The organism is Nonomuraea sp. NPDC003560 (assembly GCF_042878785.1).
In the GTDB taxonomy this organism is placed as follows: domain Bacteria; phylum Actinomycetota; class Actinomycetes; order Streptosporangiales; family Streptosporangiaceae; genus Nonomuraea.
Genome location: NZ_JBIAOF010000004.1, coordinates 201,736 through 226,945 on the forward strand (window position 1 = coordinate 201,736; position 25,210 = coordinate 226,945).

A 25,210-nucleotide genomic window follows, 5' to 3' on the forward strand; every position below is an offset into this window, starting at 1 on the left:
CTGACCAGTAGGCTACGCACATTGCCAGTCCGTGACGGCTCGGGTCAAGGGGGCTTCCGATGGGTGCACGGTTCGAGCCGGTGCGGGCCGTACGCGCTTACGAGCGGGTCGTGGAACAGGTCGAGGAGGCCATCGAGAGCGGGGCACTCGGGCCGGGGGCGCGGCTGCCGAGCGAGCGCGAGCTGATGGTGCAGTTCTCGGTCGGGCGCTCCACGGTGCGGGAGGCGCTGCGCGTGCTCCAGGCGCGCGGCCTGGTGCGGTCCCGGCCGGGCGATCCCAACGGCGCGGAGGTGCTGCCGTTCTCCCCCGCCGCCTTACACAAGTCGATGACCACGCTGGCGCGGGTGGCCGAGCTGTCGCTGGCCGAGCTGGTGCAGTTCAGGATGGTGCTCGACTCCTCGGCCGTGCTGCTGGCCGCGCGGCTGCGCACCGAGGAGCAGCTCGCCGCGATGGAGGCGGCCATCGCCGACATGCGGGCCGCCATGCACGCCGCCGCGCCCGCCGCCACGGCCTCCGCCTCCGCGTCCGTGTCCGACCACGACGCCTTCAGCGCCGCCGACGTGGCCTTCCACGACGTCGTCGTGGCGGCCAGCGGCAACACGCTGATCCAGGTCTGCACCGACGTGGTCCGCTCGGTCGTGCTGGGGCTGATCGCCGGGAAGATCGCCGACGCGCCCGACCGCGAGTCGCTGATGCGGCGCAGCATCCGGCACCACGAGGAGGTGCTGGCCGCCGTGCGCGCCGGCGACGGGGCCACGGCCGCGCGCCTGCTGCGCCGGTCCATGTACGACTACTACGCCGTCCACCTGCCCGACGCCGAGCGGCCCGCCCTGCGCGCCCTCCTGGAGTGACGCCCGCCACAGGGTGTTATGTTGCACGCGTGTCACGCGAGGACGGGGACGGGGTGGCGGAGGCGTTCCTGCGCGCGCCGCGCCGCTACACCAGCCACCAGGTGGCCCACATGGCCGGGGTCCCGGTCTACCGGGCGCGCCGGTTGTGGCGGGCGCTGGGTTTCGCCAACGTGGCCGACGACGCGGTCGAGTTCACCGACTCCGACGTCGAGGCGCTGCGCACCATGCTCTCGATGGTCAGCTCCGGCGCCTACGACGAGGAGCACATGCTGCTGATGGCCCGCTCGATCGGGCGGGCGACGGCCCGGCTCGCCGAGTCGCAGGCCGAGCTGGGCGCCGAGGCGCTCGACCAGGCGGGCGTGCCGCTGGCCGAACGCCCGCGGGCCTGGCGGCGGCGGGCCGAGCGGGTGGTGCCCGACCTGGCGCGGCTGCTGGTCTACGCCTGGCAGCGGCAGCTCGCCGCCGCCGCGGGCCGGCTGGCCGACCAGGACATGAGCGCCGTGCGCATGGCGGTGGGGTTCGCCGACCTGGTGGCCTTCACCCGGCTCAGCCGGCAGATCACGGCGACCGAGCTGGCCCGGCTGGTCGACAGGTTCGAGGGCCGCTCGGCCGACGTGGTCACGTCCTCGGGCGGGCGGGTGGTCAAGACGCTCGGCGACTCGGTGCTGTTCGTGGCCGACAAGGCGCACGTGGCGGCCGAGATCGCGCTGCGCCTGGTGGAGACCCACCGCGGCCGGGACATGCCCGAGCTGCGGGTGGGCCTGGCCGCCGGGCCGGTGATCTGGCGCATGGGCGACGTGTTCGGCACCACCGTCAACCTGGCCAGCCGGCTCACCGCGCTCTCCCTGCCGGGAACGATCCTGGCCGACCCCGAGATGGCCGAGGAGCTGGAGGGCGACCGGGCCTTCCTGCTGCGCGCGGTCGACCGGCTGTCGGTGCGCGGGCTCGGCGAGCTGGCGCCCTTCACGATCATGCGCGCGGGGGCCGGCGGACAGGACATGCTGGACGCATGATCGTACGAGCGGTGGTCGAGGGCAGGCCGGTGGACGCCGACGCGCGCTTCGCGCTGGAGGCCCGCTACGGGCACTTCACCGCCATGCAGGTCAGAGACCGGCGCACCCGCGGCCTGGCCCTGCACCTGGAGCGGCTGGCGGCGGCCAACCTGGAGCTGTTCGGCGCCCGGCTCGACCCGGCGGCGGTGCTCGGCTCGATCCGGGCCGTGCTCGGCGACGACCTGCGGGACGCGGGTGTGCGGGTCTACGTCGTCGAGCACGACGGCCGGCCGCGCGTCGTGGCCACGGCCGCCCCGCCCACCGAGGTCTCCACCCGCCCCCAGCGCGTCACGGCGGTCCTCTACCAGCGTTACCTGCCGCACATCAAGAAGGCGGCCGGGTTCGCCCAGGCGCACCTGCGGCGGACGGTCGCGCCCCTGGGCTTCGACGAGGCGCTGCTGACCACCGCCGGCGGCCTGATCAGCGAGGGCGCGATCACGAACGTCGGCTGCTGGTCCGGCGGGCGCCTGGTGTGGCCGGACGCGCCGATGCTGCACGGCACCGCCATGGGCCTGCTGGAAGGCATCGACGTGCCCCAGGAGCGCCGCCCGCTGCGGGTCGCCGACCTGCCGGGCTTCGACCTGGTGTTCCTGTGCAACTCCCACGGCGTGGTCCCGGTCGGCGAGGTCGACGGCGTCCCGCTGCGGCAGGACGGCCCGACGCTGGCCCGGCTGCTCTCCTGCTACGACGCCGTCCCGTGGGACCCGCTGGATTGATCCCGGGGCGTGCGGCGTTGCACGCAGGCGTGACCCTGTACTCGATTCTCGACCGTTCGCTCCTGCGCCGGGGCTCCGACGCGGCCACCGCGCTGCGGGACACCGTCGCGTTCGCCCGGCAGGCCGAGGAGCTGGGCTACCACCGGTTCTGGGTGGCCGAGCACCACAGCGTGCCCGGCGTGGCGGGGGCGGCGCCGACCGTGCTGGCCGCGGCCGTCGCGGCGGCGACCGGGCGGATCCGGGTGGGCACCGGCGGCGTGATGCTGCCCAACCACCGGCCCCTGGTGGTGGCCGAGCAGTTCGGCGTGCTGGAGTCGCTGCACCCGGGGCGGATCGACATGGGGCTCGGGCGCTCGGTGGGGTTCACGGGCGGCGTCCGGCGGGCGCTCGGGCACGGCAAGGAGGCCGCGGACGGGTTCGGCGACCAGGTCGGCGAGTTGCTGGGGTACTTCACCGGCGGGCAGCGGGCGCATCCGGGCGTGCACGCCGTCCCGGCCGAGGGGCTGCGGCCGCAGGTGTTCGTGCTGGCCATGGGGTCGGGGGCGGATCTGGCGGCGGAGCTCGGGCTGCCCATGGTGATCGGGGCCGGGCCGCGGGCGGTGGAGGCGGCGGCGCGTTACCGGGCGGGGTTCCGGCCCTCGGAGTGGGCGGCGCGGCCGTACGTGATGGCGGCGGTCAGCGTCGCGGTCGGCGCGACCCGCGAGGAGGCGGCGCTGCTCCAGCTGCCGGAGGCGTGGTCCACGGCGCGCTCGCGCACCAGCGGCGCGTTCCCGCCGCTGGTGCCGGCCGAGGAGATCGCCCGGCTGGAGCTGACCGGGCGGGAGCGGGCGCTGCTGGCGGAGGCGCTGAAGGGGCAGATCCACGGCACCGCGCCGGAGGTGGCGGTCGCGCTGGGCTCACTGGTGGATGCCATCGGCGCCGACGAGGTGCTGGTCACGATGAACACCTACGACCTGGAGCGGCGGCTGGAGTCGTACCGGCGGCTGGCCGTTCTGGTTTGATCGCCAATTCGACCGCATTTTGTTGGCAAATGCCCCCATTGCGCGCGCCAATTCGGTTCCGGTAATTACCGGATGTCACCCCTGTTCCATCCGGGCAACACCCATACCTAGGGGGTTCAATGGCGCGCACCCGAATCATCGGAATCGCTGCCGCACTTCTCTTACTGCCCACGCTGACCGCGATACCCGCGTCGGCCGAGTCCCCGCAGGCGGCCGCCACGGCCGCGCCGCCGAGCGACGTCAAGGAGCTCACCCGCAAGGACTTCACCCTCGACGGCAAGCCCGTCAAGGTCCCCGCGAAGTACGAGGCCCGCAAGGCCACGGCCAAGGCCGCCGCCGAGACGCCGCCGGTCGGCACCGTACGGCAGTGGCTGGCCACGGACGACTACAACGGCCGCCTGTACCGCAAGGACTACACGCTGCGCGGCGTCGGCGACAAGATCGAGGTCTGGGTCGCCAACGACCTGGCCTTCCCGGCCGGCGACTGCCGGATGCAGGTGCCCGGGACGACGGAGATCACCGACGCCCAGGTCACGAACCTGGTGCAGCAGTTCGACACGAACATGTACCCGAAGGAGACCGCGACCTTCAGCACGCCGCCGGACCGGGACGGCACGAACGCCGTGCTCGGCCCCGACGCCAACGGCAACGGCGGCGTCTACACCGGCGCCGGCGACCGCACGGTGACGCTGATCGACAACGTCCGGGACGACAACTACTACACCTTCCCGGCCGCGACCACGTACATCGCGGGCTTCTTCTCCTCCCAGTACAACGAGCTGCTCGACCGCAACGTGATGACGATCGACGCGTTCGACTGGCTGCACAGGACCGGCGCGAACCCACCGGACGACCCGACCTCCGACGTGTGCACCTCGCGCTCGGCCCGGCCCTTCCAGTACGAGGGCGTCTTCGCCCACGAGTGGCAGCACCTGCTGCACTACTACACCGACCCGCTTGAGACCACCTGGATGAACGAGGGCCTGTCGGACTTCGCGATCTCGGTGACGGGTTACGGCAACCCCAAGGCGACGGTGTTCGAGAAGGGCTTCGACAACCACATCAACTGCTTCCAGGGCTTCGGCATCGTCCAGACGCCGTACAACCCGAACCCGCGCAACTGCGGCGGCCCGCAGAACTCGCTCAACCTGTGGGGCGACGGCGGCAACCCGGACGCGGTGCTGGCCGACTACGGCAACGCGTACTCGTTCATGTTGTTCCTGTACGACCGGTACGGCGCGGACTTCCTGTCCAAGCTGCACCGTGACGGCTCCCTGCAGGGCCTGGCCAGCGTCAAGGCGGCGCTCGGCAGCACGGACCTGTACCAGGTGCTGCACGATTACCAGACGATGGTGCTGGTGGACAAGGTCGTGGGCAGCCGCGGCGTGGTGCTGGGCGTGCCGAAGAAGCGGGTGACGACCGCGAGCCTGAACTCCACGGTCAACCTCGCCAACCCGGCCGCGTACAACACTCCGGGAGCGGCCCCGAACGGCGCCGACTACGTGCAGATCCGCAAGCCGGGCGGCGCGGCGCCGACCTCGCTGTCCTTCCAGGGCGCCAAGACGCTGCCGCCGATCCCGCTGGCCTGGACCGTCGTCTCCGACGACCCCGACCGCGCGGGCAACCCGGTGCTGTGGTCGGGCAACGCCAGCAACCTCAACGTCGCCGCGGTGACCAAGGTGACGGTCCCGGCCGCCGACCCGACGCTGCGCTTCCTCGCCAAGTACGGCGCGGAGTCCGGCTTCGACTACGGCTACGTGATCGTCTCCGCGGACGGCGGCAAGACCTACACCGCGATCCCCGGTGACAAGACGGTGGCCGGCCCGCTCGGCCCGGCCGTCAACGGCACCACCACCGGGTTCCAGCCGCACACCTACAGCCTGTCCGCCTACGCGGGCAAGGAGATCCTCGTCGGCTTCCAGTACGTCAGCGACGGCGGGGTCAACGAGGGCGGCTGGAAGATCGACGACGTCACGGTGGGCGCGACGGCGGTGAGCGACGGGGCCAGCCTGGAGCCGTTCGACTCCCCGACCGAGATCTCCCCGACGCCGGTCAGCAACTGGAACGTGCGACTGGTCGGCCTGGACGAGCGGCACTCGGTGGTGCTGCAGGCCCAGTTCGACGGCAAGGGCTCGATCAGCCTCAACCGGCTGCAGCTCGCGCCGTTCGCGGTCTTCCCGTCGGTGGTCGCGATCGTGGCCTATGACGAGCCGACCGAGCAGGTCCAGCAGTACGCGCCGTACACGCTGAAGGTCAACGGCGTCACCCAGCCAGGGTGACCCCGAGGAGGCGTCCGCCGGGGGTCGGCGGGCGCCTCCTTCGTCGGGTACGATCGCCGAACATCATTCGGCATGGGGGTGCCCAGCATGACCACGCGCCAGCACACGATCGGCGACCTCCTGCGGCGCTCGGCCGCCAGGTTCCCCGCCAAGACCGCCGTGATCTACGGCAACGTCCGCCAGAGCTACGCCGATCTCGACCTTGAGGTCAACCGCACGGCCAACGCGCTGGCGGCGCGCGGCGTGGCCAAGGGCGACCGGTTCGCCCTGTTCAGCCATAACAACCATGCCTTCGTGGTGGCCTACTTCGCGCTGGCCCGGCTGGGCGCGATCTCCGTGCCGATCAACTTCATGCTCGGGCCGCGCGAGGTGGCCTACGTCCTGGAGCACTCCGGCGCGACGGGGATGCTGGCGGAGGAGGCGCTGCTGCCGGTGGCCGAGGCCGCGGCCGGGCCCGCCGTGCGGGTGCGCGGCGTGATCGGCGCGGCCGAGGGCTGGGAGTCCTTCTCCACCTGGCGCGGCGACGACGCCGAGCCGCAGGTGGAGATCGCCGCCGACGACCCGATCCAGCTCATGTACACCAGCGGCACCGAGTCCCGGCCCAAGGGCGCCACGCTGTCCAGCGGGAGCCTGCTGGCCCAGTACGTGAGCTGCGTCGTCGACGGCGAGATGAGCTCCGACGACGTCGAGGTGCACGCGCTGCCCCTCTACCACTGCGCCCAGCTCCACTGCTTCCTGACGCCCGGCATCTACCTGGGCGCCACCAACCTCATCCTGCCGGGCGCCGACCCGGCCTCGATCCTGGCCACCATCGAGGGCGAGCGCGCGACCAAGCTGTTCTGCCCGCCCACGGTGTGGATCGCCCTGCTGCGCCACCCCGACTTCGACCGCCGTGACCTGTCCTCGCTGCGCAAGGGCTACTACGGCGCCTCGATCATGCCGGTCGAGGTGCTGAAGGAGATCTCGGCCCGGCTGCCGGACGTGCGCCTGTTCAACTTCTACGGCCAGACCGAGATGGCGCCGCTGGCCACCATCCTGCGGCCCGAGGAGCAGCTGACCCGGCTGGGCTCGGCCGGGCGGCCCGCGCTCAACGTCGAGACCAGGATCGTCGACGACGAGGACCGGCCGGTGGCGCCGGGCGTGGTCGGCGAGATCGTCCACCGCAGCCCGCACGCCATGCTCGGCTACTGGAACGACCCCGACAAGACCGCCGAGGCGTTCCGCGGCGGCTGGTTCCACAGCGGCGACCTCGGCGTCATGGACGCCGACGGCTACCTGTCGGTGGTCGACCGGAAGAAGGACATGATCAAGTCCGGCGGCGAGAACGTGGCGAGCCGCGAGGTGGAGGAGGTCATCTACCAGCATCCGGCGGTCGCCGAGGCGGCCGTGTTCGGCGTCCCGGACGAGCGGTGGATCGAGGCGGTGACGGCCGCCGTGGTGCTGCGCGAGGGCGCGGCGCTGACCGCCGCCGAGCTGAACGCGTTCCTGCGCGAGCGGCTGGCCTCCTTCAAGACGCCCAAGAACGTGGTGTTCGTGGACGCGCTGCCGAAGAACGCCTCCGGCAAGGTGCTCAAACGCGAACTGCGCGACGCCTTCTGAGACCCCGCGCCGGTCACTTGCCGAGCAGGTCGGCGGCCAGTTGCCGGAGCACCGCGCGCTGGACCGTCCCCGTCGCCGTTCTGGGCAGTTCGTCCAGGACCAGCACCTCGTGCGGGAGCCGGTCGGCGGCCAGGCCCTCGCGGCAGAACGCGATGAGCTCGCCCGCGTCGATCGGGCGGCCCGGCCTGGGCACCACGCAGGCGACCGGCCGGTCCGGCCGGTCGGCGCCGGCGTGGGCGACCACCGCGCACTCGGCGACCGAGGGGTGCTCCAGCAGCCGGGCCTCGGCCTCCAGGGGTGACGTCCAGGCGCCGCCCGTCCTGATCAGGTCGCCGGAGCGGCCCAGGAAGCGGTAGGAGCCGTCGGCGTCGCGGGCGCAGGTGTCGCCGGTGCGCAGCCACTCGCCCTGGAACGCCTGGCGGGTGGCGGCGGTGCGGCACCAGTAGCCGGTGGCGATCGAGTCGCCGCGCACGTACAGGTGGCCGGGCTCGCCGTCGGGGACGGGCGCGCCGGAGTCGTCCAGGAGGCGCACCTCGTAGCCGGGAACGACGGCGCCCGAGGCGGCGGGGCGCGCCTGGCCCGGACGGCCGGAGAGGAAGACGTGCAGCGACTCGGCGGAGCACAGGCCGTCGATGAGGTCCACGCCGAAGCGGCCGGTGAAGCGGCGGTGGAGCTCGGCGGGCAGCGCCTCGCCCGCGGAGACGGCCAGGCGGACCGAGGCGAAGGCGTCCTTGGGGGCCTCGGCGGCCAGCAGCGCGGCGTAGAACGACGGGCCGGCGAAGAACAGGGTGGGGCGCTCGGCCAGCAGGCGTTCGACGACGCCGCCCGGGGTGGGCGCGGCGGGGTCGAGGATCGTGGTCGCGCCCGCGGCGAGCGGGAGGACCAGGGAGTTGCCGAGCCCGTAGGCGGAGAACAGCCGGGCCGCCGAGAGGCACCGGTCCTCGAGGCGCACGCCGAGCACGTGCCGCCCGTACGCCTCGTGGACGTCGCGCAGCGCGCCGTGGCGGTGCATGGCCGCCTTGGGCGCGCCGGTGGTGCCGGCGGTGTAGAGCCACAGCGCGGGCGAGTCGGGCCAGGTGTCGTACGCGCCGGTCGCGCCCCGGCCGGCCTCCAGCACGTCCGACCACAGGCAGACCGGCACGCCGGGCTCGACCGCCGCCGACGGGCCCGCTCCGGTCGCGGTGGCGATGCGCGCGACGTGGCCGGGGGCCTGGCCCGCGTCGGTGAGCACGAGCGCCACGACCTCGGGCGCCGACAGCAGCGCCTCCTGCACGGCCGGCTCGAACTCGGGCGCGGAGACCACCACCCGCGCCCTGGAGTCGCGGATCAGCGCGCCCAGCTCGGCCCCGTCGTACAGGGCGGGCACCGGGACGGCGACCGCGCCCATCCGCAGCACGGCCAGGATCGTGATCAGCGTCTCGGGCCGGTCGGGCAGGACGAGCAGCACGCGCTCCTCCGGCCGCACGCCCATCACCCGCAGCCCGCCGGCCAGCTCGGCGACGTGCGTGGCGAGCTGGGCGTACGTCATGGCGCCCAGCGGCCCGGCGACGGCGACGCGGTCGCCGTGCCCGGCCTCGACCAGGCGGTCGGTGAGATGGACGCCGGCGTTGAACGACTCGGCAGGCATGGTCGTCCCCATCCGCAGAAGGGCGTGTGCAGCTGAAGTCTCCATACAGAATCGATGAGCCGTCAACTACTTCTGCGAGGACGGGTGTCGGCGGGGCCGCAACCCCGGGCCGACGTCGGCGGCGCCGGAGCGCACGTGGTCCAGGAAGGCGCGCACGGCGGGCGTGAGCCGGGCCCCGGCGGGCCAGCACGCCCCGATCGTCCGGAACACCGGGGGCGACAGCGGGATCTGCACGACGCCCTCGGCGGGCGTCAGACGGGGCAGGACGGCCACGCCGAGCCCGGCCGCCACCAGGCCGCGCACGGTCTCCGACTCCTGCCCCTCGAAGGCGATCCTGGGCGTGAACCCGGCCGCCGCGCACAGGTCGTCGGTGATCTGGCGGACGCCGTAGCCGTGTTCGAGCGTCACCAGCTCCTCCCCGGCCAGCTCGGCGGGCCGCACCCGGGCGCGTCCGGCGAAGCGGTGGCCGGGCGGCACGGACAGCACCAGCTCCTGGTCGGCGAGCGGGTGCCCGGACAGGCCCGGGTCGCCGTCGGGCAGGGGCGCGACGAACACCAGGTCGATCTCGCCCTCGGCCAGCGCGCGCAGCATGTCCTGGCGCGAGCCCTGCGCCAGGCTGAACCGCACGCCCGGGTGGCGCTCGCGGAAGCCCCGGATCAGCGAGGGGACGAGCGTGCGGCCCAGCAGGTGCAGGAACCCGAGCACGATCCGGCCGCTGCCCGGGTCGATCTCCTCGCGCACCTCGCGGGCGGCCGACTCCATGGTGGCCAGCGCCTTGCCGGAGGCGGCGGCCAGGACGCGCCCGGCCCTGGTCAGGCGGATGCCCCGCCCGTAGGGGACGACGAGGGGCGCGCCGACCAGATCGGCCAGCGCGGCCAGGCGGCGGCTGGCGGTGGGCTGCGGCATGCCGAGCAGCTCGGCCGCCCGTGTGACGTGCCCGGTCTCCCCCACGGCGGCCAGCAGGGCGAGCGTGGGAGCCAGCCCGGCGGCCAGCCGCTCGTCCACGAGCTCGTATTCATCCACCACAGCATGAATTATCGCCTATTTCCGTATTGGACGTATTTATTAGCCTTGCTTAGCGTTTCCAGGCGTGGCGGTCATCGAAGCTCAACGAGTCGGCACCCGGCGGGCCGGTCCGGCCGTGGCGGCGGCCGGCGTCTCCTCCTTCGCCCTGCTGTACGCGCCGCAGCCCGTCCTGCCGCAGCTGGCCGCCGACTTCCGGCTCGACCCCGGCGGCGCGTCGCTGGCCGTCGGCGTGGCCACGGCGGCGCTGGCGGTGGCGGTGCTGCCGCTGGCCGCGCTGGCGGAGGTCGTCGGGCGGCGGCGGATGATCGTGTGGTCCGTGCTGGCCTCGGCGCTGATCGGGCTGGCGCTGCCGCTGGCGCCGACGTTCCCCGTGCTGGTGGCGATGCGGGCGGCGCAGGGGGTGGCGGTCGCCGGGTTCGCCGGGGTCGGGGCGGCGTACCTGGCCGATCTGGTGGGGGCGACGAGGCTGGCCGGGGCGGTGGGCGTGATGATCGCCGGGAACTCGGTGGGCGGGATGCTGGGCCGGCTGGGCGCCGGGTTCGCCGCCGGGCCGTGGGGGTGGCGGGGCGCGCTGCTGGTGGTGGCCGGCGGGTCGCTGCTCTGCTCGGCGTACGCGGCCCGCACGCTGCCCGCCCCGCCGCCGGTCGTCCGTGCCCCGCGCGCCGGGGGCGGCGGCCGGATCGGGACGGCGCTGCTGGCGCCGTACACGGTGGGGGCGCTGGGCGTCGGCGCGTTCGTCGCCCTCTACAACGCCGCCTCCTTCCGCCTGTCCGCGCCGCCGCTGTCGCTCTCCCCCGCCGTGGCCTCCCTGGTGTTCCTCTCCTACGCCCTCGGGACCGCCTCCTCGGCCGCCGCCGGCCGGCTGGCGGACCGCCTGGGACGCCGGGCGGCCCTGGTCGCGGCCCTGGCCGTGACGGCCGCCGGCTCGGCGCTGACCGCGCTCGGCCCCCTGGCCGCGGTCGTGACCGGGTTCGCCGTGCTGACCGGCGGGTTCTTCGCCGCGCACGCCGTGGCCAACGCGTGGGTCGCCGCGCAGGCCCCGCCGGCCGCCCGCGGGCGCGCCGCCGGGATCTACACCCTGTGCTACTACCTGGGCAGCGGCGCCGGCGGCACCGCGGGCAGCGCCGTCTACGGCCACGCCGGATGGACCTGGCTGATCGTCCTGACCTCGGCCTGGCTGCTGCTGGCGATCGTGGCGGTGCTCGTCGCGGGCCGGCGGCCGCGGGCTGTTGCCAGGCGACCCCGGCAGGAGTACGCCTGACATCACAGGGGTGGGCTACTTCCAGGAGGGGAAGACGATGGCCGACCAGTTCATCGTGTTGCGCGATCTGAGCAGGACCCGCATGGCCGCGCCGTTCGAGCGGGCCGCCGCCGTGGCCGAGACGCCGAGCGAGCCGCACGTCGAGGTCACCGGGCTCGGCAAGCGGGAGGTGGCCGACCTCGCGCGGGACCCGTCGGTGGCCGCGGTCGCCCGGCCGATGCCGACCACCGTCCCGGGCGCGCCCGAGGACGCCGAGGCGCCGCCGCCGGAGGCGGAGGCGGGCGCGCAGGTCACGTGGGGGGTGCGGGCGGTGGGCGCCGACGCCTCCACCCGTACGGGGGCGGGGACGGTGGTCGCCGTCCTCGACACCGGCATCGACGCCACCCATCCGGCCTTCACCGGGATGACGCTGGTGGAGGAGGACTTCACCGGGTCGGGCCGCGGCGACAAGGTCGGCCACGGCACCCACTGCGCCGGCACCGTCTTCGGCCGCCCGGTCGACGGCATGCGCATCGGCGTCGCGCCCGGCGTCGAACGGGCGCTGATCGGCAAGGTGCTCGGCGACGACGGCAAGGGCTCGACCGCCGCGACGGTCAAGGGCCTGCTCTGGGCGCTCGGGAACGACGCCGACGTCATCACCATGTCGCTCGGCATCGACTTCCCGGCCGCCATGCGGCAGCTGGAGGAGCGCGGGCTGCCGCAGTTCCTGGCCACGTCGATCGCGCTGGAGTCGTACCGGGCCACGTTGCGGCTCTACGACTCGCTGATGCGGATGATCGCGGCCAGGGCGGCGTTCGGCGCCGGCACGATCGTCGTCGCGGCCACGGGCAACGCCAGCCACCGGGAGCTGCGGCCGGACTTCGAGGTCGGGCCGGAGCTGCCGTCGGCCGCCGAGGGCATGATGGCCGTGGGCGCGGTGCAGCGGCTGCCGTCCGGGCGGCTGGCGGTCGCGCGGTTCTCCAACACCTTCCCGCAGGTGTGCGCGCCGGGCGTGGACGTGGTCTCGGCCCGTACCGGAGGCGGGCTGACCAGCAAGAGCGGCACCAGCATGGCCGCGCCGCACGTGGCCGGGGCGGCGGCGCTGTGGTGGCAGGAGCTGCGGGCGGGCAGCGACGGCGCGCGGGCCGCGGCGGTCACCGGCCGGTTGCTGCTGACCGCCGCGACGGACGTGTTCGTCCCGGACGCCGACGCCGCGGACCTGGGCGCGGGGCTGGTCCAGGCGCCCCGCTGAGCCCGGACGGTCTCCGGGGGTGGCCGGGAGGCCGTCAGGGGCCTTCGGGGTCCACCGTGTCGGCGTCGGCCCAGAACGGCGCGGCCAGCTCGCGCAGCCGCGCCGCGCCGACCCGGTCGAGCAGGGCGAGCGCGCCCGCGTTGTCGGCGAGCTGGGCCGTGCTCGTGACGCCGAACAGCACGCTGGCCACCGCCGGATGGGTGAGGCAGAACGCCACGCACACCTGCGCGGGCGTCGCCTCCAGCGCGGCCGCCACCTCGGCCAGCCCGGCGGCGGCCGTCGCGGCCCGCGCGCGCACGCCGCCGGGGTCGGGGAAGACCGGCCGGGCGGGCCTGTCCTTGCCGGCCAGCAGCCCGCCTTCGAGCACGTCGCTGGCCTGGAGCGAGACGCCGGCGTCGAACACCTCGGAGAACGGCACCCCTTCCGGGATCGAGCGGCGGCACGGGTTGTACTTGAGCTGGGCCAGTTGCGGCCCCGGCGAGCCGAGGTCGCGGGCGTGGTTGCGGATGGTCAGGATCGAGGTGGCCGACCAGTTGTTGACGCCCCAGCAGCCGAGCAGCCCCTCGGCCTCCAGCGCGGCCAGCTCGCGGGCCAGGCGGCGCAGGTCGAGGTCGTCCCGGTGGACGTCGCCGACCACGGCCAGGTCGGCGTGGTCGGTGCCGGCCCGCAGCAGCGCGCGTTCGAGCTGGTCGCGCAGCGGACGCCCGGGGTGGTCGTCGAGCCAGAGCTTGACCGAGAGCAGGTAGTCCTCGCGGGCCAGGCCGGCGGCCCTGACCATGGCCGAGAAGAGCACGTCGGTGAAGACCGGCCGCTGCCCGGGCAGGCCGTAGACGCCCACGTCGAACAGGTTGACGCCGATCTCCACGGCGTGCCGCAGCAGCTCGACGGCCGCGCCGAAGTCCATCCGGTCGTAGGTGTGCCAGGACCCCAGCGACAGCACCGACGCCTCGGGGCCGTGCGCGCCGATCTGGCGCTGGGGGACCTTGACCGTCATACGTTCGCCTCCGAGTCCCAGACCTGGTGGCGGCTGCGCCACCACAACAACGCCACCATCACCAGGAACGGCAGCACCCCGCGGTACTGCTGGACCGCCTCCAGCGACGCCGTCACCCCTTCCAGGCAGCCCAGCAGCAGCCCGCCGGCCAGCGTCAGCCACAGGCTGCTGAACGCCCCCACCATGGCCACCGCCAGCGCGGTCGTGACCAGGTTGCCCAGCGTGGAGAAGTCGCCGCCGAGCCGCGGCGCGACCAGGACGATCACGAGCGTGCTGACCGCGCCGATCGCCACCCAGACGGCCAGCGCGAGCCGGGGCGCGGGGATGCCGACGACCTGCGCGGTGGCCGGTCGCTCCGACAGCGCCTGGAGCCGCAGCCCCGCCCGGGTGCGCCCGAGCAGCAGCCCCACGCCGACCGTGATGAGCACCGCGAACGACAGCGACACCAGCACCGCCTGCGGCACGACCACCTCGCCCACGGTGAAGGCGGGCGCGTCGAACGGCTGCGGGAAGCGCCGCGCGCCGCTGGTGTTGTTGCCGAACAGCCGCAGCCCGACCGACATCAGCGCGACGAACACCGCCACGGTGACGGCCGCCTTGGTGCGCAGGTCGTGCTCGCCGAACCAGCGCACCAGGCCGAGGCCGAGCAGCGCCGAGACCAGCCCGCCGGCCAGCGCCCCGAGCGGGAGCGCGAGCCAGACGTTCAGGCCGGCGTCGGTGAGGGTGACCATGACGAAGGCGCCCATGGCGCCCACGGCCGCCATCGCGAAGTTCACCACCGCGACGAGCCGGTAGGTCAGGACCACGCAGAGCCCGAGCAGCGCGTACACGCCGCCGCTGGTCAGGCCCGCGACCACGGAGTCGAGCATCAGCCGTTCCGCTTCGGGACGATGAAGCCCTCGGGCAGCACCGTCCACTTGCCGTTCTCGGCCTTGACGAAGCGGCTGCCCTCGATGGGGTTGTGCGTCTGGCCGGGGCCGAACACCCAGGGCGTGCCGACCATGGGGTAGGTGATGGGCTGCATCGACTTGAACGCCTTGGTCACCGACTCCCGGGTGATGTCCCCCTTGATCGTCTTGAGGACCTGGACGAACACGTCGGCCGCCATCACCCCGCCCTGGCTGAATGCGGTCTTCTGGATCTTGTTGTCGTTGACGATCTTCGCCCACCGTTCGTTGCCCGGCAGCGTCTCGTCGGTGTACGGCTGCCACTCGGTGCCCGCCTGGGCCTTCATCCCGGCCGGGATGAGGGCGGCGTTGGCGTCGGTGTAGGCGTTGGCCATGAGGATGAAGTCGACGTCCTGCATGCCCTGGGTCTTGGCCTGGGCGAACCAGGGCCCGACCTGGGCGTTGTAGACGACCGCCTGGCAGCCGCCGCTCTTGAGCTTGACCAGGTACGGCGTCGGGTCGCCCTGCCCGACCGAGGTGTCCTTGACGGCCAGCGTCTTGCCGGTGATGTCGCTCCACTCCTTGATGGCCGCGTCGATGCCGCCGCCGCTGCCCGGCAGCACGGTGAAGGCCAGGCACACCTTGTCGTGCTTGAGCGTCTCGGAGGCGTAGTAGAGCATCGCGGTCAGCAGCTTGAACGGGCCGGGGTTGACCGGGGCGATGTTCGGGCTGGTGAAGCAGGCCGGGTCCACGCCCACCGCCGGGATCGAGACGATCTGCGCCTTGCTGTAGGTGGCCCGGTTGAGCCCGCAGTCCACGGCGCTGGAGGAGCCGACGAACGCGACGACCTCCTCGGAGTCGATCAGCTCGCGCGCCGCCTCCGTGGAGCGCTGCGGGTTCATCGCGTCGTCCTTGCTGATCAGCTCGATCTTGCGGCCGTTGATCCCGCCGGCCTTGTTGACCTCCTCGAAGACGGCCTTGACCGCCTGCGGCACCTCGGGGGTCTGGAACAGGCCGGTGACGCCGTTGACGGCGCCGACCTTGATGGGCCCGTCGGTGCCCGAGCCGCCGGAGCAGGCCGTCAGAGCGGTCAGCAGGCCGAGGACGGGCAGGGCCATGAGTACGCGTTTCACGATGTCTCCTCCAAGACGGTGCCGAGGTAGGCGGCCCTGACGGCCGGTGCGTCCAAGACGTCGAGCGTCGGCCCCGAGGCGATCACGTGCCCGAAGTCCAGCACCGTGACCTGGCCGCAGGCGGCTCGTACGAGATCCATGTCGTGCTCCACCAGCAGGATCGACACGCCGAAGCGGGCCGGGACCTGGGCCAGGCGGTGGCCGAGCCGCAGCGACTCGGCGGCGGACTGGCCGGCGGCCGGCTCGTCGAGCAGCGCGACCTTCGGCCTGGCGGCGATCGCGGCGGCGACGTCGAGCAGCCTTCTGGTGCCCGCGTCGAGGATCGAGACCGGCACCTCGCCGGGCGGGCAGCCGAAGAAGCGCAGCACCTCCGCCGCCTCCTGCCTGGGCAGGCGCCGCCCGGCGACGATCGCCAGGTACTCCTCCTGCGTCAGCTCCGGAGCGATGGCGGTGGTCTGGAACGTGCGGCGCAGCCCGCGCCGGGCCCTGACGCTCGGGCTGAGCCGGTCGAGTGGCTGCCCGGCGAGCACGACCGAGCCCTCGTAGCGGGCGGCGAAGCCGGTGACCGCGGAGATCAGCGTGGACTTGCCGGCGCCGTTCGGGCCGATCAGGCCGGAGACGCCGAGGGCGGGCACGGTCAGGTCCACGCCGTCCAGGGCGACGACCTGGCCGAACCGCACGCTCAGCCCGCGGATCTCCAGCACGTTCCCCTCGCCCGCCGCCGGAGGGACCGGGGCGGGCTCCTCGGCGGGCGCGCCGGCCGCGGCCTCCAGCAGCGGGCGGGCGGCCCGTTCGCGCCTGCGGGCGCGGGTGAAGTCGGTCTGGCTGACCCCGCTGCGCAGGGCGAAGATCGCCATGACGCCGAACAGGATGCCGCCGAGGTCCTGCGGCAGGCGCAGCTTCTCCAGGACGGTGGCCATGACCGCGCCGAAGATGCCGCCCAGGACGGCGCCCTCGGTGTTGTGCGGCCCGATGAGCACGGCGACCGCGAACAGCGCCAGCGACTGCATCATCGCGAAATTTCCGGATACGACGAGGCCGAGCTGCCCCGCCATCAGCCCGCCCCCGATGCCGGCGATGAACGCGCTGATGGCGAAGGCCGTGAGCTTGCTGCGGGCCACGGAGATGCCGTGCGCCGCCGCCGCCCGCTCGGAGTGCCGCAGCTCCAGCCACGACCGCCCGATCCTGGTCCGGTTGACCAGCGCCAGCCCGATCGCGATCAGCACGAACACGGCCATGGCCAGCACGAAGTACGCCGCGTCGGAGGAGAACGGCTCCGGCCGGACGAGCGTCTTCAGCTCGGTCGTGCCGGGGAACTGGTTGGCGTTCAGCACGATGTCGGTGGAGACGGCGAAGCCGAGCGTGACGACGGCGAGGTTGACGCCCCGGATGCGCAGCGCGGGCAGCCCGATCGCGACGCCCACCGGCACGGCCGCCAGGCCGCCGAGCACCAGCCACAGCAGGAAGCCGCCGGGCGCGTCGGCCAGGTTCAGCCGCAGCACCACCCAGGCCCCGATCGCCGCGAACGACATCTGGCACAGCGACATGACCCCGGCCCGCCCGACGATCACGCCGTAGCTCTGCATGAGCACGCCGCTGACCACGGCCGCGATCGCCAGGTAGATCCAGTACGGCGGCAGCGCCCAGGGCAGCACCGCGCACGCCGCGACGGCCAGCCCCAGGCCGGGACCCCAGGTTCTCAGCAGCGCGTTCATCAGCTCCCGCCTTCCGTGCCGGCCGCCCGGGCGAGGCCGTCGTCGGTGACCGCGCCGAAGTAGAACTCGTGCAGCCGGTCCTGCGCCCCGCGCAGCTCCTCGCACGGCCCCTCGAAGACCACCCGGCCCTTGCGCAGCACGTACGCGCGGGCGCCGATCTCCAGGGCCAGGTTGGCGAACTGCTCGACGAGCAGCACCCCGATGCCCCGCTCGGCCAGCTCCCGCACCGAGCCCATCAGGCGGCGGACCACGACCGGCGCGAGCCCGAGCGACATCTCGTCGATGAGGACGACCTTGGGCCCGGCGATCAGCGCCCGGCCGATGACGAGCATCTGCTGCTCACCGCCGGACAGGTTGGCGGCCGGCAGGGAGCGCCTGCGGTCCAGCTCGGGGAAGATGTCGTAGACCATGGCCGGGTCGCCGTCGCCGGAGACCAGCAGGTTCTGCTCCAGCGTGAGGGTGCGGAACACGGTGCGGGCCTGCTCGGCGTACCCGAGTCCGGCCTGGGCGCGGCGATAGGTGGGCAGGCCGGTCAGCGGCGTGCCGGCGAGGGTGACCGTGCCGGCGGCGGCGGGGGCCAGGCCCGCGATGCCGTCGAGCAGGGTGGTCTTGCCCGCGCCGTTCGCGCCGAGCAGCACGGTGACCGTGCCGGGCGCGACGCCGAGGCTGACCTCATGGACGATGGGCACCTCTCCCCTGGAGACGCTGAGGCCCCGTACGTCGAGGACGTCGTCCGCGGGAGCGCCCATCAGCGGCTCCGGCGGCGGTCGTCGGCCGCGGCGGCCGGCGCGTGCGCCGGTCCGCGAGGGGCCCGATCGATGATGCGCCGTGCCTCGAAAGGTAGAGGCATCGTCACCTCCCGGCACGAAATCGTATCTGATTCCATGTACGTTATGCGGATGGAAATGAGAGTGTCCAGAGCGGAGCGGATATGAAATCTGCGGCTGACAACAGGTCGGCGGATCTGGTCATGACCGGCGGCGTCGTCCACACGATGAACGCGGCCGGCCATCTCGCGTCCGGCATCGCGATCAAGGACGGACGCATCGTCAGGGTCGGCACTCCACTGCAGGTCCAGGCCATGGTGGGCCCGGGGACGCGGGTCGTGCGCCTGCGCGGCAGATCGGTGCTGCCCGGCATCAACGACAGCCACCTGCACGGCGCGTGGCTCGGCCTGCGCTGGCCCGACCTCCTGCTGGACCGCCTGACCGGCGCCGCCGACCTCGTCCCCGACTCCCGGCTGGGCAAGCAGGAGGAGCGGCGGGCGGCGATCCTGCGCGCCGGCGACCTGCTGGCCTCCCTGGGCATCACCAGCTACACCGAGCCCGGCCTCGGCCCCTGCGAGCACGACGGCGGCGGGCGCTTCGGCGTCGAGGTCCTGCGCGAGTACGCCGGGATGGCCGCGCGGGGCGAGCTCAAGGCGCGGGTGAGCGCGTTGCTGCTGTTCGCCGAGGTGGACGGGCGCAGCTCACTGCCCGACCTGGTCGCCGGGCTGCGCGACCTGACGCCGCCCGCCGAGGTGCCGGGCTGGTTCAAGGTGGCCGGGGTGAAGATCTTCGCCGACGGCATCCCGCCGATGCGCACGGCCTGGAGCGACGAGCCGTACGAGGACGGCACGCACGGCGCCCCGCTGGTCGAGGGCGGCTCGGAGGACGAGCGCGAGACCGCCCTGACGACCATGATCAAGACCGCCGCCGCGGCCGGGCACCAGGTCGCGGTGCACGCCACCGGCAGCCGCGCGACCCGCACGGTCACCCGCGCCCTGGCCGGAGCGCCCGGGCGGCGCCACTACCTCGTCCACGGCGACGTCCTGCATCCGGACACCCTCAAGACGATGGCCGCGGCCGGCATCGGCCTGACCACCCAGCCGGGCATCGCCGCCGCCGCCTCCCCCATGCTGCGCGACGCCCTGGGCCAGGCCGCGCTCGGGCACGCCTGGCCGGTGCGGGACGCGCTGGCCGCCGGCGTACGGCTCAGCCTCAGCTCCGACGCCCCCATGCTCACCCCCGACTGGCGGCACGGCGTGGCCGCGGCCGCCACCCGGTGGGCCGTCGAGGGCGCGCGCGACCAGCGGCTCGCCCTGGACCAGGCGCTGCGCGCCTACACGAGCACCCCGGCCTGGCAGGAGGGCGCGGAGTCGTGGAAGGGCTCGCTGGAGCCGGGCAAGGTCGCCGACCTGTGCGTGCTCGACGACAGCCTGCTGGACGCGCACCCGGCCGACCTGCCCGAGGTGCCGGTCGCGATGACGATGGTGGACGGCAGGATCGTCTACGAACGCTGACCGGGGGCCGCTCCTGGAGTCACAGCTCCACGTGGTGGTCGGGGTCGCCGCCGAGGCGGCTGCCGCCGCCGCCCAGGGCCGAGATGCGCGCCATCTCCTCGGCCGACAGCTCGAAGTCGAAGACCTCCAGGTTGTGGCGCATCCGCCCGGGGTCGGCCGACTTGGGGATCGGCACGGCGCCGAGCTGCACGTGCCAGCGGAGCACGACCTGCGCGGGGGTGCGGTCGTGCGCGGCGGCGACCTCGGTGACGGCCGGGTCGTGGAGCAGCTTGCCGCCGGCGCCGAGCGGGCTCCACGACTCGGTCGCCACGCCGTGCCCGGTGAGCCAGGCGAGCAGGCCGGGCTGCGGGAAGCCGGGGTGCAGCTCGACCTGGTTGACCGCGGGCCACACGCCGGTGGCGTCGACCACCCGCTCGATCTGCTCCGGGGTGAAGTTGGAGACGCCGATCGAGCGGGCCAGCCCCTCCTCGCGCAGCCGGACGAACGCCTTCCAGGTGTCGACGAACAGGCCGTGGCCGGGCAGCGGCCAGTGGATGAGGTAGAGGTCGACGTGGTCGAGGCCGAGTCGGGACCGGCTCTCCTCGAACCCGCGCAGCGCCAGGTCGTAGCCGTGCTGGGCGCCGCGCAGCTTCGTGGTGACGAACAGCTCCTCGCGCGGCACGCCCGACTCGGCGACCGCCGCGCCCACGCCGCGCTCGTTGCCGTAGCTGGCGGCGGTGTCGATCAGCCGGTAGCCGAGCGTGAGCGCGTGGCCGACGGCCTGGCGGGCCTGGCGGTCGTCCATCGGCCAGGTGCCGAGGCCCAGGCGCGGCATGGCGCGGCCGTCGGAGAGCACGAGGGTCGGCGCGGTCGTCATGGCGGTCCTCTTCCGGGTGCGGGCAGGTGACGTACCTACCCGCCGCCGGGATGATCAACCTGGCGGTGGACCCCGCGCCACGTCGCGGCGCGGGCGGCGTACGATCCGAGACGTGATCACCGCTCCCCGCCTGCTCGCCGTCAGCGACCTGCACGTGCACCATCCCGACAACCGCGCGTTCGTCGAGGAGCTGCGCCCCGGGTCGGACGGCGACTGGCTGCTCGTCGCGGGCGACGTCGGCGAGCTGACGACGGACATCGCCTGGGCGTTGCGGCTGCTGGCCGACCGGTTCGCGAGGGTGGTGTGGGCGCCCGGCAACCACGAGCTGTGGACGCCGGCCCGCGACCCGGTGCGGCTGCGCGGCGAGGAGCGCTACCGGTACCTGGTGGAGCTCTGCCGCGATCTCGGCGTGCTCACGCCGGAGGACCCGTACCCGGTGTGGGAGGGGGCGCGCGGCCCGGTCACCGTGGCGCCGCTGTTCGTCCTGTACGACTACACCTGGCGTCCGGAGGGCGCGACCACCAAGGAGGAGGCCCTGCGCACGGCCTACGACGCGGGGATCGTCTGCACCGACGAGGTCATGCTCCACCCCGACCCCCACCCCGGCAGGGACGCCTGGTGCGCGGCCCGGGTCGAGTACACCGAGGCGCGGCTGGCCGCCCGGCCGCCGGGGCTGCCGACCGTGCTGGTCAACCACTATCCGCTGGTCCGCGAGCCGACGCGGGTGCTCACCCATCCGGAGTTCGCGCAGTGGTGCGGCACCGAGCGCACCGCCCGCTGGCACCTCGCCTATGACGCCGCCGCCGTCGTGTACGGCCACCTGCACATCCCGCGCCTGACCCACCACGACGGCGTGCCGTTCGTGGAGGTCTCGCTCGGCTATCCGCGCGAGTGGCGGCCGCGGCCGAACCCGCCGGCGCTGCCCCGCGTGATCGACGTGTGAACGCCGGCCCGGGTCAGCCCTCCAGGTAGCGCAGGATCGCCAGCACCCGCCTGCTGTAGCCGGTGTCGCGCGGCAGGTCGAGCTTCTCCATGATGGCGTTGACGTGCTTCTCCACGGTGGACGCCGAGACGTGCAGGCGCTCGGCGATGGCCGCGTTGACCAGCCCCTGGGCCAGGTGCGCCAGCACCTCGGACTCGCGCGGGCTGAGCCGGCTCAGCGGGTCGGCGTGGCTGGTGCGGGCCAGCAGCCGCCGCACCACCTCGGGGTCGAAGGCCGTGCCGCCGGCGCGTACGCGGTCGAGGGAGTCGAGGAAGTCGGCCACCTCCGAGACCCGGTCCTTCAGCAGGTAGCCGAGCCCCTCGGCGGGCCCGGCCAGCAGGGTGGCGGCGTAGTGGGGCTCGACGTACTGGGACAGGACGAGCACGCCCACCTCGGGCCACCGCGCGCGGATCTCCAGGGCCGCCCGCAGCCCCTCGTCCTTGTGGCCGGGCGGCATGCGCACGTCGATCACCGCCACGTCGGGCCGGTCGTCGGCGACGGCGGCCAGCAGCGCGGGCGCGTCGCCCACGGCCGCGACGACCTCGTGCCCGGCCTCGGCGAGCAGCCGGGTCAGGCCCTCGCGCAGCAGCACGGAGTCGTCGGCCAGGATCAGCCGCACGGCGGCTCCTTGGGCAGCGTGGCGACGATCTTCGTGGGCCCGCCGGGCGGGCTGTCCACGGTGAACGCGCCGTCGAGCGCCAGGACCCGGCGGGCCAGCCCGGACAGGCCGCCGCCCGCAGGGTCGGCGCCGCCTCCGCCGTCGTCGGAGATCGCCACGCTCACCGTCCGTTCGTCCTCGGCCACCACGACCAGGATGTCATGGGCGCGGGCGTGCTTGACCGCGTTGGTGATCGCCTCCCTGGTCACGAAGTACAGGGCGGTCTCGATCTCCGTGGCGGGCTGGGCCGACAGCCCGTAGTGGACGGTGACCGGCACGACGGAGCGTTCGGCGACGCCGGCCAGCGCGGCCTCGATCCCCAGCTCGTCCAGGGCGGTGGGATAGATGCGCCAGGCGACGCTGCGCAGCTCGTCCAGGAGGCGGCGGGACTCTGCGTAGGCCTGGTCGACCAGCTCGGCGGTCCGGTCGTGGTCGCGGCCGTGCCGGGCCCGGCCGAGCAGCATGGCCAGGGCCACGCCGCGCTGCTGGACGCCGTCGTGCAGGTCGCGTTCGATCCGGCGGCGCTCGTCGTCCACGGCCCGGACGATGCCCGAGCGGGTCGCGGTCAGCTCGGCGATGCGGCGGCGCATGAGCTCCCGGCCGCCGGGGCCGAGGAAGTGGGCGGCCAGGCGGCGTTCGAGCACGCCGGCGGCCAGGGCGAGCAGCGCGGTCACCGTCAGCAGGGCCACGCCGCCGGTCAGGCCGAGCATGCCGCCGGTGGTGACGAGCCGCACGCCCGGCAGCTCGACGGGCACGGGGTCCGAGCCGCCGGTGATCAGGTCCCACGCCCCGCCGCCCAGCAGCAGGCCGCCGACGAACAGGGCGACGGCGCAGCCGTACCCGCCGAGCACGCCCAGGGCGGCGCGGGCGGCGAGGTAGGCGTAGCCGCCGTCGCGGGTGGGGGCGGGGTGGCCGAACCACCGGGTCAGCCGGGCGCGTTCGAGCGCCATGAGCCGCGCCGCGCCGCGCCGGGCCAGGGGGCGCGCGGCCGGGACCAGCCAGGCGGGCCAGGCCGCGCAGAGGAAGGCCAGCTCGACCGCGCCGAGCGCCATGCCGGCCAGCACCCCCACCAGCGCCTTGACCGCCCGGCTACCGGTGTTCTCCCGGTTGTCCGGCATGAGCCCGGAGCCGGGGTTCTCCCGATTGTCCGGCATGGGGCCGAAGTTGTCCGACACGGGCCCGAAGTCTAGGCGTCGCGGCGGCGCAGCACGGCGTAGCCCGCCGCCAGCGCCGCCGCCGCCCAGGCCAGCAGCCAGGCCAGGCCCTCCCCCGCCGAGTACGGGATGGGCCCGCCGGTCAGGTTGTCCACGCTGCCCATGAACGCCAGCCCGGCGAAGGTCGGCATGCGCAGCGAGGCGTCCAGCGCCGCCTGGCTCCCGGTCATCAGCAGCACCAGCGGCAGGCCCAGGAGCAGCATGAACACCACGGTCAGCGTGCCCGCCGCGCTGCGCATCGCGGCCCCGGCGCCCAGCGTCGTCACCGCCACCAGGGCGAAGAACACGCCCGCGCCCGCCACGTCCCGCACGGCCTCCCCGAACGGCAGCGCGACCAGCCCGCCGAACACGTCGGCCTGCAGCACCACGTAGACCGCCGCCGTGGCCACCGCCCCCGACAGCACCCCGGCGGCGAACATCACCGGCGCCACCACCAGCGCCTTGGCGGCCAGCACGAGCCCGCGCACCGGCGTGGCCTGCAGCGTGACCCTGATGCCGCCCGAGGAGTACTCCGACGTGATCGCCAGCATGGCCAGGGCGACCAGCGCGAACTGCACGAACGACGTGGCCGACACCACGGGCTCGCTCGCCGTCACCCGCGCGCCGGGCACGCCTTCGCGCACCGCGTCGGTGGCCGCGGCGGCGGCCAGGGCCACGGCGGTCATCACCATGAGCGCCGCCGCGCCGGCCAGGCACCACCACGTGGACCGGACCGACCACAACTTGCCCCACTCGGCCCGTGCCGCCTGCCACAACGCCGCCGTCACGCGCCCGCCTCCATCGTCCCGTGCGTCGTCCCGTACTCCACGCTGCTCTCCGTCAGCTCCTGATAGGCCTGCTCCAGGGACGCCTCCCGGGTGCGCAGGCCGTGCAGCCTGATCCCGGCCTCGTAGGCCAGGTCGCCCACCCGCTCGACGGGCGCGCCGGTGGCGACGACCTCGTTCTCGGCGACGCGCTCGGCGGCGATCCCCGCGGCGCGCAGGCGTCCGGCCAGCTCCCCGGCGTGCGGGGTGCGGGCCAGCACGGCCGTCAGCGAGCTGCGCCCGATGACCTCGGCCAGGGGCGCGTCGGCGATCAGCCGGCCCTTGCCGATCACCACCAGGTGGTCGGCCGTGAGCTGCATCTCGCTCATCAGATGGCTGGAGACGAACACCGTGCGGCCCTCCGCGGCCAGCGACCGCATGAGCCGGCGCACCCACCGCACGCCGTCGGGGTCGAGCCCGTTGACGGGCTCGTCGAACAGCAGCACCGCCGGGTCGCCGAGCAGCGCGGCGGCGATGCCGAGCCGCTGGCTCATGCCGAGCGAGAGCGCGCCGGCCCGGCGGTCCGCCGCGCCGGCCATGCCGACGCTCTCCAGCACCTCGGCCACCCGCCGCACGGGGATGCCGTTGCTGCGGGCCAGCGCGGTCAGGTGCGCCCGGCCGCTGCGCCCGGGGTGCAGCGCCCGCGCGTCGAGCAGCGCGCCGACCGTCCGCAGCGGGTTCCTGATCCGGTGGTACGGCACGCCGCCGACCAGCGCCGTGCCCGCCGAGGGCCGGTCGAGCCCGAGGACGAGCCGCATCGTGGTGGACTTCCCCGCGCCGTTGGGACCGAGGAACCCGGTCACCGCGCCGGGTCTGAGCTCCAGCGACAGGTCGTCCACCGCCGTCCGGTCGCCGTACCGCTTGGTCAAACCCTTCAGACTGATCACGAGGGTCCACGCTAGGCAGCCGACGGACGGGCCACCATGGGGTCCGGCCGCCGACCTCGATGGCGGAAAACCGGAACAGACCAGGTCGCGGCGCCGTCCGGCCGGGGCGAGCGCGCCCAAACAAGACGGTGCCGTTGCCCCGCGTTGACGTGCGGCT

22 protein-coding genes are annotated in these 25,210 nt (G+C 74.1%); 10 read left to right on the forward strand and 12 right to left on the reverse strand.

Annotated elements, in window-relative coordinates; all coding sequences use genetic code 11:
• Positions 1–59: 59 nt before the first annotated feature.
• From ACFYUV_RS17160 to ACFYUV_RS17185, 6 genes are all read left to right on the forward strand, one after another.
• Complete coding sequence (locus ACFYUV_RS17160; protein WP_387669510.1) at positions 60–851, forward strand: FadR/GntR family transcriptional regulator; 792 nt, start codon at positions 60–62, stop codon at positions 849–851.
• Between the two features lie 29 nt (positions 852–880).
• Positions 881–1,864, forward strand: coding sequence for an adenylate/guanylate cyclase domain-containing protein (locus ACFYUV_RS17165; RefSeq protein WP_387669511.1), 984 nt, complete (start codon positions 881–883; stop codon positions 1,862–1,864).
• On the forward strand, positions 1,861–2,619 hold the full coding sequence (locus tag ACFYUV_RS17170; RefSeq protein WP_387669512.1) for an aminotransferase class IV: 759 nt from the start codon (positions 1,861–1,863) through the stop codon (positions 2,617–2,619). The genes ACFYUV_RS17165 and ACFYUV_RS17170 overlap by 4 nt, the downstream gene beginning before the upstream one ends.
• Before the next feature lie 29 nt (positions 2,620–2,648).
• Positions 2,649–3,620, forward strand: a complete 972-nt coding sequence (locus tag ACFYUV_RS17175; RefSeq protein ID WP_387669513.1) for an LLM class flavin-dependent oxidoreductase — start codon at positions 2,649–2,651, stop codon at positions 3,618–3,620.
• 119 nt (positions 3,621–3,739) lie between these two features.
• Positions 3,740–5,899, forward strand: a complete 2,160-nt coding sequence (locus tag ACFYUV_RS17180) for a choice-of-anchor J domain-containing protein (RefSeq protein WP_387669515.1) — start codon at positions 3,740–3,742, stop codon at positions 5,897–5,899.
• Positions 5,900–5,986: 87 nt separating this feature from the next.
• On the forward strand, positions 5,987–7,498 hold the full coding sequence (locus ACFYUV_RS17185) for an acyl-CoA synthetase (RefSeq protein WP_387669517.1): 1,512 nt from the start codon (positions 5,987–5,989) through the stop codon (positions 7,496–7,498).
• 13 nt (positions 7,499–7,511) lie between these two features.
• Here the strand turns inward: ACFYUV_RS17185 and ACFYUV_RS17190 are convergent, their stop codons facing one another.
• A complete protein-coding gene (locus ACFYUV_RS17190) occupies positions 7,512–9,125 on the reverse strand; it encodes a benzoate-CoA ligase family protein (protein ID WP_387669519.1) in 1,614 nt (537 codons plus the stop codon).
• Positions 9,126–9,191: 66 nt separating this feature from the next.
• The gene (locus ACFYUV_RS17195) at positions 9,192–10,151 is read right to left on the reverse strand and encodes a LysR substrate-binding domain-containing protein (protein ID WP_387669521.1); all 960 of its coding nucleotides are present in this window, start codon (positions 10,149–10,151) and stop codon (positions 9,192–9,194) included.
• 64 nt (positions 10,152–10,215) lie between these two features.
• On the opposite strand from ACFYUV_RS17195, the gene ACFYUV_RS17200 reads away from it, so the two are divergent.
• Both ACFYUV_RS17200 and ACFYUV_RS17205 read left to right on the forward strand, forming a co-directional pair.
• Entirely contained in the window at positions 10,216–11,412 is a 1,197-nt protein-coding gene (locus ACFYUV_RS17200; RefSeq protein ID WP_387669522.1) for an MFS transporter, read from the forward strand.
• A gap of 37 nt (positions 11,413–11,449) precedes the next feature.
• Positions 11,450–12,643, forward strand: coding sequence for a S8 family serine peptidase (locus ACFYUV_RS17205; protein ID WP_387669524.1), 1,194 nt, complete (start codon positions 11,450–11,452; stop codon positions 12,641–12,643).
• A 34-nt stretch (positions 12,644–12,677) separates the two neighbouring features.
• Here the strand turns inward: ACFYUV_RS17205 and ACFYUV_RS17210 are convergent, their stop codons facing one another.
• The 5 genes from ACFYUV_RS17210 to ACFYUV_RS17230 are packed head-to-tail and all read right to left on the reverse strand — an operon-like array spanning position 12,678 to position 18,121.
• Positions 12,678–13,637, reverse strand: a complete 960-nt coding sequence (locus tag ACFYUV_RS17210; RefSeq protein ID WP_387669525.1) for an aldo/keto reductase — start codon at positions 13,635–13,637, stop codon at positions 12,678–12,680.
• Complete coding sequence (locus tag ACFYUV_RS17215) at positions 13,634–14,506, reverse strand: branched-chain amino acid ABC transporter permease (protein ID WP_387669526.1); 873 nt, start codon at positions 14,504–14,506, stop codon at positions 13,634–13,636. The genes ACFYUV_RS17210 and ACFYUV_RS17215 overlap by 4 nt, the downstream gene beginning before the upstream one ends.
• Positions 14,506–15,657 carry an ABC transporter substrate-binding protein gene (locus ACFYUV_RS17220; protein WP_357976886.1) on the reverse strand — a complete coding sequence of 384 codons (1,152 nt, stop codon included), beginning with the start codon at positions 15,655–15,657 and terminating at the stop codon, positions 14,506–14,508. The genes ACFYUV_RS17215 and ACFYUV_RS17220 overlap by 1 nt, the downstream gene beginning before the upstream one ends.
• The gene (locus ACFYUV_RS17225) at positions 15,654–17,372 is read right to left on the reverse strand and encodes an ATP-binding cassette domain-containing protein (RefSeq protein ID WP_387669527.1); all 1,719 of its coding nucleotides are present in this window, start codon (positions 17,370–17,372) and stop codon (positions 15,654–15,656) included. Before ACFYUV_RS17225 ends, ACFYUV_RS17220 begins: the two co-directional genes overlap by 4 nt.
• Positions 17,372–18,121: an ABC transporter ATP-binding protein gene (locus ACFYUV_RS17230; RefSeq protein WP_387669528.1), complete on the reverse strand. Its 750-nt coding sequence runs from the start codon at positions 18,119–18,121 to the stop codon at positions 17,372–17,374. Before ACFYUV_RS17230 ends, ACFYUV_RS17225 begins: the two co-directional genes overlap by 1 nt.
• A gap of 182 nt (positions 18,122–18,303) precedes the next feature.
• On the opposite strand from ACFYUV_RS17230, the gene ACFYUV_RS17235 reads away from it, so the two are divergent.
• Complete coding sequence (locus tag ACFYUV_RS17235) at positions 18,304–19,653, forward strand: amidohydrolase family protein (RefSeq protein WP_358286158.1); 1,350 nt, start codon at positions 18,304–18,306, stop codon at positions 19,651–19,653.
• A gap of 19 nt (positions 19,654–19,672) precedes the next feature.
• Here ACFYUV_RS17235 and ACFYUV_RS17240 read toward each other — a convergent pair whose 3' ends face one another.
• The gene (locus ACFYUV_RS17240; protein WP_387669530.1) at positions 19,673–20,509 is read right to left on the reverse strand and encodes an aldo/keto reductase; all 837 of its coding nucleotides are present in this window, start codon (positions 20,507–20,509) and stop codon (positions 19,673–19,675) included.
• Positions 20,510–20,624: 115 nt separating this feature from the next.
• Between ACFYUV_RS17240 and ACFYUV_RS17245 the strand changes: the two genes are divergently transcribed.
• Complete coding sequence (locus tag ACFYUV_RS17245) at positions 20,625–21,452, forward strand: metallophosphoesterase family protein (protein ID WP_387670367.1); 828 nt, start codon at positions 20,625–20,627, stop codon at positions 21,450–21,452.
• 13 nt (positions 21,453–21,465) lie between these two features.
• Here the strand turns inward: ACFYUV_RS17245 and ACFYUV_RS17250 are convergent, their stop codons facing one another.
• Genes ACFYUV_RS17250 through ACFYUV_RS17265 form a run of 4 tightly spaced genes read right to left on the reverse strand, consistent with a single transcriptional unit; the run spans position 21,466 to position 25,053 of the window.
• Positions 21,466–22,110 (reverse strand): response regulator transcription factor, encoded by a 645-nt coding sequence (locus ACFYUV_RS17250; RefSeq protein ID WP_358286154.1) that lies wholly within the window; start codon positions 22,108–22,110, stop codon positions 21,466–21,468.
• Complete coding sequence (locus ACFYUV_RS17255) at positions 22,101–23,324, reverse strand: sensor histidine kinase (protein WP_387669532.1); 1,224 nt, start codon at positions 23,322–23,324, stop codon at positions 22,101–22,103. The genes ACFYUV_RS17250 and ACFYUV_RS17255 overlap by 10 nt, the downstream gene beginning before the upstream one ends.
• 11 nt (positions 23,325–23,335) lie before the next feature.
• On the reverse strand, positions 23,336–24,130 hold the full coding sequence (locus ACFYUV_RS17260; RefSeq protein ID WP_387669534.1) for an ABC transporter permease: 795 nt from the start codon (positions 24,128–24,130) through the stop codon (positions 23,336–23,338).
• Positions 24,127–25,053 carry an ABC transporter ATP-binding protein gene (locus ACFYUV_RS17265; protein WP_387669535.1) on the reverse strand — a complete coding sequence of 309 codons (927 nt, stop codon included), beginning with the start codon at positions 25,051–25,053 and terminating at the stop codon, positions 24,127–24,129. The genes ACFYUV_RS17260 and ACFYUV_RS17265 overlap by 4 nt, the downstream gene beginning before the upstream one ends.
• Positions 25,054–25,210 lie beyond the last annotated feature (157 nt).

Bases quoted from the DNA above. Each gene is read 5' to 3' on its own strand.
- ACFYUV_RS17160 (WP_387669510.1), top strand. From the start codon at position 60: ATGGGTGCACGGTTCGAGCCGGTGCGGGCCGTACGCGCTTACGAGCGG.
- ACFYUV_RS17170 (WP_387669512.1), top strand. From the start codon at position 1,861: ATGATCGTACGAGCGGTGGTCGAGGGCAGGCCGGTGGACGCCGACGCG.
- ACFYUV_RS17180 (WP_387669515.1), top strand. From the start codon at position 3,740: ATGGCGCGCACCCGAATCATCGGAATCGCTGCCGCACTTCTCTTACTG.
- ACFYUV_RS17185 (WP_387669517.1), top strand. From the start codon at position 5,987: ATGACCACGCGCCAGCACACGATCGGCGACCTCCTGCGGCGCTCGGCC.
- ACFYUV_RS17190 (WP_387669519.1), bottom strand. From the start codon at position 9,125: ATGCCTGCCGAGTCGTTCAACGCCGGCGTCCATCTCACCGACCGCCTG.
- ACFYUV_RS17205 (WP_387669524.1), top strand. From the start codon at position 11,450: ATGGCCGACCAGTTCATCGTGTTGCGCGATCTGAGCAGGACCCGCATG.
- ACFYUV_RS17210 (WP_387669525.1), bottom strand. From the start codon at position 13,637: ATGACGGTCAAGGTCCCCCAGCGCCAGATCGGCGCGCACGGCCCCGAG.
- ACFYUV_RS17215 (WP_387669526.1), bottom strand. From the start codon at position 14,506: ATGCTCGACTCCGTGGTCGCGGGCCTGACCAGCGGCGGCGTGTACGCG.
- ACFYUV_RS17225 (WP_387669527.1), bottom strand. From the start codon at position 17,372: ATGAACGCGCTGCTGAGAACCTGGGGTCCCGGCCTGGGGCTGGCCGTC.
- ACFYUV_RS17230 (WP_387669528.1), bottom strand. From the start codon at position 18,121: ATGGGCGCTCCCGCGGACGACGTCCTCGACGTACGGGGCCTCAGCGTC.
- ACFYUV_RS17235 (WP_358286158.1), top strand. From the start codon at position 18,304: ATGAAATCTGCGGCTGACAACAGGTCGGCGGATCTGGTCATGACCGGC.
- ACFYUV_RS17240 (WP_387669530.1), bottom strand. From the start codon at position 20,509: ATGACGACCGCGCCGACCCTCGTGCTCTCCGACGGCCGCGCCATGCCG.